Genomic DNA, 5,404 nt, shown 5'->3' on the forward strand with positions numbered 1-5,404 from the left:
GGCCAGTCCCAGGCGGCGAGGACCTTGACCACGGCGTCGACCAGGTCGGCGGGGACGTCGGTGTCGTCGGCGGCGAACAGCTCGCGGAGGCGGTTGCCCCAGCCGATGTCGGTGAGGCGGCCCAGGGCGCGGCCCGTCTCGGCCTGGAGTTCGATGCGGCCGGAGACGCCCAGGTCGTCCTTGACGCCGGCGGGCCACATGCGGCGGGGTGCGATGTCGACGCCGGGACGGTGCAGGCGGTCCCGGGCCTGCGTGGTGCTCTTCTGGGTGACGTCGGCGGGCCAGTGGCGGCCGGTGCAGTTGTCGCAGCGGCCGCAGGGGGCGGCGGCTGGGTCGTCCAGTTGGCGGCGGAGGTACTCCTCTCGGCAGGCGGGGGTGGATATGTAGTCGAGCATGGCCTGTTGCTCGCGGCGGCGTTCGGCGGTCACGCGCTCGTAGCGTTCGCGGTCGTAGGCCCAGGGCCGGCCGGTCGCCGTCCAGCCGCCCTTGACGCGGCGGGCCGCGCCGTCCACGTCGAGGACCTTCAGCATCATTTCGAGGCGGGTGCGGCTGAGGTCGACCTGGGGTTCGAGGGCGCCGGTGGAGAGGGGGCGGTCGGCGGTCTCCAGGACGTCGAGGGTCCGGCGGACGACGGGTTCCGGCGGGAACGCGAGGCTGGCGAAGTAGGCCCAGATGTCGCGGTCTTCCCGGCCGGGGAGGAGGATCACCTCGGCGCGGTCGACGCCGCGGCCGGCGCGTCCGATCTGCTGGTAGTAGGCCACCGGGGACTGCGGGGCGCCGACATGGACGATGAAGCCGAGGTCGGGTTTGTCGAAGCCCATGCCGAGGGCGCTGGTGGCGACGAGGGCCTTGAGCTTGTTGTCGAGAAGGTCCTGCTCGGCTTGGAGCCGTTCGGCCTGTTCGGTCTGGCCCGAGTAGGCGGCGACCTCGTGGCCGCGGTCGCGGAGGTAGCCGGCGATCTCGTGGGCGGCGGCGACGGTGAGGGTGTAGATGATGCCGGAGCCGGTGAGTTCGCCGATGTGCTCGCCCAGCCAGGCGATGCGCTGCTCGGCGGTCGGCAGTGTGACGACGGCGAGGTGGAGTGAGTCGCGTTCGAGCGGGCCGCGCAGGACGAGGGCCTCGTCGCCGGCGAGCTGCTCGGCGACGTCCTGGGTGACGCGGGCGTTGGCGGTCGCGGTGGTGGCGAGCACCGGGATGCCGGGCGGCAGCTCGGCCAGCAGGGTGCGGAGCCGCCGGTAGTCGGGACGGAAGTCGTGCCCCCAGTCGGAGATGCAGTGCGCCTCGTCCACCACGACCAGCCCGGCCCCGGCGGCGAGCTTCGGCAGGACGAGGTCGCGGAACTCGGGGTTGTTGAGCCGCTCGGGGCTGACCAGCAGGACGTCGACCGCGCCGTCCTCGACCTCGGCGAAGATCTGCTCCCAGTCGCCGGTGTTGGACGAGTTGATCGTGCGGGCGTGGATGCCCGCGCGTCCGGCGGCCTCGATCTGGTTGCGCATCAGCGCCAGCAGCGGCGACACGATCACGGTGGGGCCGGCGCCGCGGTCGCGGAGCAGCCGGGTTGCGACGAAGTAGACGGCGGACTTGCCCCAGCCGGTGCGCTGGACGACCAGCGCCCGCCGCCGCTCGACGACGAGCGCGCTGATCGCCGTCCACTGGTCGTCGCGGAGCCGCGCGTGGTCGCCCGCGAGGGCCCGCAGGCAGCGCTCGGCGTCGTCGCGGAGCAGGTCGGATTCGCTCATGCGTCCTTGGTACCAGCGGCACGGAGCCCCCCGCACCAGAACCGCGTTCTGTGGATAACCGGGCCGCTGATTTGGGACGGGTGGGGCGCGGGTAGCCTGCCAGTCAAGATCGGTTTTCCAGCCGGAAGGAACCTGGGCGGGGAATGGGCGCGGCGGAACGCTTTCGGCGGACGTGGCAGGTCCTGATGGACCACACACCCCCCGAACCGCCCGAAGAGGAGCCCAGCGAGGTCGTCGACCCGAGGGCGGTCGACCTCGTCCTGCGCGTGGGCGAGCTCCTCCTGGCCAGCGGTGAGACGACCGAGCGGGTGAACGAGGCCATGCTCGGCCTGGCGGTCGCCTACGAGCTTCCGCGCTGCGAGGTCCAGGTCACGCTGACGAGTCTCCTGGTGTCGGCCCACCCGGGGAAGGGCGAGCCGCCGGTCACGGGGACGCGGGCCATCCGGCGCCGTACACCGGCGTTCTGGCGGCTCACGGCCCTGCACCAGCTGGTGCAGGACGCGTCCATCGGAATGCTGGAACTTGAAGACGCGCACAGGAGGCTCGCGGACATCAAGAGAGGCCTTCCTCCGTACCCTGCCTGGCTCCTGGTCGTGTCGCTGGGGCTCATCTCGGCCTCGGGCAGTGTGCTGACCGGCGGTGGACCGTTCGTGGCGACCACGGCGTTCATCGCCACCCTGCTCGGCGACCGCGCCGCCGCCGCGCTGGCGCGGCGGGGCATCGCGGAGTTCTTCCAGCTGACGGTGGCGGCCGCGATCGGCGCCGGTGCGGCGGCGATCGTGGTGGCGCTGGGCAGCCCGGGCCAGGCCGCGACGGTCGTCACGGGCGCGATCCTGGCGCTGCTGCCGGGGCGTCCGCTGGTCGCCAGCATCCAGGACGGCATCACCGGCGACCTGGTCAGCGCCGGGGCCCGGATGCTGGAGGTCTTCTTCATGATCGCGGCGATCGTCTCCGGGCTGGGCGCGGTCGTCTACCTCGCGGTCAAGCTGGGCGTGAACATCGACGTCCGGCACCTGCCCACCCCGGCGGCGGAGCTCGAACCGCTCGCGGTCATGGCGGCGGCCGCCATCTCGCTGACGTTCGCGGTGTCGCTCGCCGTCCCCCGGGACGTGCTGACCGCCGCGGCACTGGGCGGTGGGCTGATGTGGGCGCTGTACGTCCTCGCGCGCGGATGGCACGTTCCCCCCGTCCTGGCGGCGGCGATGGCGGCCACCGTCGTCGGCGTTCTGGCGAGCTGGCTGGCGCGCAGGCACGGACAGCCCGTCATGCCGTTCGTCGTCCCGGCCATCGGGCCCCTCCTGCCCGGGACCGCGCTCTACAGGGGCATGGTCGAGCTCAACACCGGTTCTCCCGAGGCGGGTGTGCTGAGCCTCATCGGCGCCGTGTCGGTGGCGCTCGCGCTGGGCGCGGGCGTCAACCTCGGCGGGGAGCTTGTCCGGGCGTTCCAGCACGTCGGGTTGAGCGCGTCCGGACGCTGGGCCCGCCCGGCGGCCCGCCGCACCCGCGGCTTCTAGCACGGCAGTCCCGCGGCTCTCCCGTGCCTCGTCTGCGGACGTCTCCTCGGCGCTCGTTTTGTCGGTGGTGGACGTTACGTTCGCAGCATGTACCGACAGGGAGACATCCTGATCCTGCCCGTGTCCGAGGAGGCGGTCCCGCAGTCCGTCCGCGAGCTGCGGCCGGCGCCGCGGGACGGACGGGGGCGCATGGTTTTGGCGCTCGGAGAGGCCACCGGGCACGCGCACGCGCTGTCCGCGCCCGGGTCGCTGCTGCGCGCCCCCGACCCGCTCGCCCCGGACCACCTGCACCTGCCGTCCGGCGGACGGCTGGTCCACGAGGAGCATGCGGCGATCACCCTCCCCAGGGGCTGGTACCGGGTGATCCGCCAGCGCGAGTACGTGCCCGGCACCGTCCGCGTCGTGGCCGACTGAGGAGGCGAGGGATGCTCACGGCTACAGCACGCGAAGCCCACTACGTGGTCGGCGACTGGCAGTCGGCGGCCTTCAGCACCGGCCCAGCCGACCGCGACCGGGCGGAGGCGGGCGTCGCCGCCGCGTACGCGGCCGCCGGGCTGGACGCTCCCGGACGGTACATCTGGGTGCCCTCCCCCGCGCGCGGGGCCGTGGCGGCGGCCGTTCTGGCCGGGCACGGCGACACGCTGGCGGCGGCAGGGCTCGGCGAACTGGTCGCCCAGGCCCGGGCCGACCTTGGAGACGTCCCCGCGGGGGCGAGCGTCCTCGCCGAGGTGAGGACGCGTCCGTGGGAGGCCGAACGCGCCGCGGCCTGCTCCGAACAGGGGCCGGAGCAGTGGCCGCAGGCGTGGGCCGAGACGGGCGGCCTGCTGTGGAACCAGGTCCAGACCCTGGTCACGCGCGTGCGGGGCGCCATCGGCGACCTCGCAGGGGGCGACGTGACCGACGCCCAGGCGGAGGCGACGGCGTCCCTGCTGCGGGGTGCCACGCTCGACGCCGTCCTCGGCCAGCACGACGCGCCCTGGCTGGCGCTGTTCGAGACGCTCGGACGGTTGGACGGCCCGCTCGCGGGCCTCGCGGAGGCCGCCCGCGCCACCGGCTGGTGGTGGCCCTACGAGCGGCTGGTGATCCTGTCCGAGCGGCCCGGGGAGCTGTACCGCGACGAGCCCGGACGGCTGCACCGCGGCGACGGCCCGGCCCTCGCCTACCCGGACGGTTTCGCCCTGCACGCCTGGCGCGGGATGCCGATCCCGCCGGATTTCGTCGACTCGCTGACCGGTCTCACGGCGGCCCGCATCTCGTCCGAGGAGAACGCCGAGCTGCGCCGGGTGATGCTGGAGATCTTCGGCTACGACCGCTATCTGGCCGAGACCGGCGCGCGTCCCGTCCACCGGGACGAGACGGGCGTGCTGTGGTCGATCGACCTGCCCGGCGACGAACCCGTGGTGATGGTGGAGGTGGTGAATTCGACACCGGAACCTGACGGAACCCGCCGCACCTACTATTTGCGCGTCCCGCCCGGCACGCGCACAGCGCGCGCGGGCGTCGCGTGGACGTTCGGTGTGGACGAGGCCGACTACCACCCCGAGAAGCAGACCTGAGCCTGCGGACGGCCGGGGGCGTCCCCGGCCCCTTGGCGGGTGTCCGTTGGTCGCACTTCCCCAGTCACCAACGGACGCCCGCCCCGCTCCCGCCGCTCACGGCGTCGCGGTCTGCGCCCAGGTGACCTTGCCACCGGCGGTGGAGCGCCAGCCCCACGACCGCGACAGGGCGCCGACGAGCAGGAGGCCGCGGCCGCCTTCGGCGTGGAGGTCGCCCATCGGCGCGGCCGGGCCCTCCGGGTTGTCGTCCCACACCTCGACCATGGCGGTCGTGTCATCGGGCAGGGAGACCACGAGCGTGATGGCGGTCGCGTGCCGGATCGCGTTCGTGACCAGCTCGCTGGTGATGAGTTCGAGGTCGCCGTTGACGTCCTGGCGGTTCCAGCGCTCCATGGCGGCGCGCACCGTGTCGCGCGCCGCGCGTACGGCCCCCTCGACCGGCCTGAGCGCGAGGACGAGGTGAGGACGTTGTAAAGGGTCCACGGGTCCGCCTAAGGTCCACCGGCTAACGCAAGCATGCGCCCTCTCGCGCGCCCGCGCACGGGAACCGCCCCGATCATCATGACCGGCTCGCGCCTCACCCCCGCCGCGCCTG

At 73.5% G+C, this 5,404-nt stretch carries 5 protein-coding genes; 3 read left to right on the forward strand and 2 right to left on the reverse strand.

Annotated elements, in window-relative coordinates; genetic code table 11:
* A partial coding sequence (locus tag ETD83_RS38780; RefSeq protein WP_138650167.1) for a RecQ family ATP-dependent DNA helicase occupies positions 1-1,739 on the reverse strand: 1,739 nt, incomplete at its 3' end.
* A gap of 185 nt (positions 1,740-1,924) precedes the next feature.
* On the opposite strand from ETD83_RS38780, the gene ETD83_RS38785 reads away from it, so the two are divergent.
* The 3 genes from ETD83_RS38785 to ETD83_RS38795 all read left to right on the forward strand — a co-directional run bounded on the left by ETD83_RS38785 (position 1,925) and on the right by ETD83_RS38795 (position 4,809).
* Entirely contained in the window at positions 1,925-3,253 is a 1,329-nt protein-coding gene (locus ETD83_RS38785) for a threonine/serine exporter family protein (protein ID WP_138650168.1), read from the forward strand.
* 87 nt (positions 3,254-3,340) lie between these two features.
* Positions 3,341-3,667 (forward strand): hypothetical protein, encoded by a 327-nt coding sequence (locus ETD83_RS38790; RefSeq protein WP_138650169.1) that lies wholly within the window; start codon positions 3,341-3,343, stop codon positions 3,665-3,667.
* Positions 3,668-3,678: 11 nt separating this feature from the next.
* On the forward strand, positions 3,679-4,809 hold the full coding sequence (locus ETD83_RS38795; RefSeq protein ID WP_138650170.1) for a DUF6745 domain-containing protein: 1,131 nt from the start codon (positions 3,679-3,681) through the stop codon (positions 4,807-4,809).
* A 96-nt stretch (positions 4,810-4,905) separates the two neighbouring features.
* Here the strand turns inward: ETD83_RS38795 and ETD83_RS38800 are convergent, their stop codons facing one another.
* Positions 4,906-5,292: an ATP-binding protein gene (locus ETD83_RS38800; RefSeq protein ID WP_138650171.1), complete on the reverse strand. Its 387-nt coding sequence runs from the start codon at positions 5,290-5,292 to the stop codon at positions 4,906-4,908.
* Positions 5,293-5,404 lie beyond the last annotated feature (112 nt).

It is taken from the genome of Actinomadura soli, assembly GCF_005889715.1.
Lineage (GTDB): Bacteria > Actinomycetota > Actinomycetes > Streptosporangiales > Streptosporangiaceae > Spirillospora > Spirillospora soli.

Excerpts from the sequence above, each read along its gene's own strand:
- ETD83_RS38785 (WP_138650168.1), top strand. The coding sequence starts at position 1,925 with ATGGACCACACACCCCCCGAACCGCCCGAAGAGGAGCCCAGCGAGGTC.
- ETD83_RS38790 (WP_138650169.1), top strand. The coding sequence starts at position 3,341 with ATGTACCGACAGGGAGACATCCTGATCCTGCCCGTGTCCGAGGAGGCG.
- ETD83_RS38795 (WP_138650170.1), top strand. The coding sequence starts at position 3,679 with ATGCTCACGGCTACAGCACGCGAAGCCCACTACGTGGTCGGCGACTGG.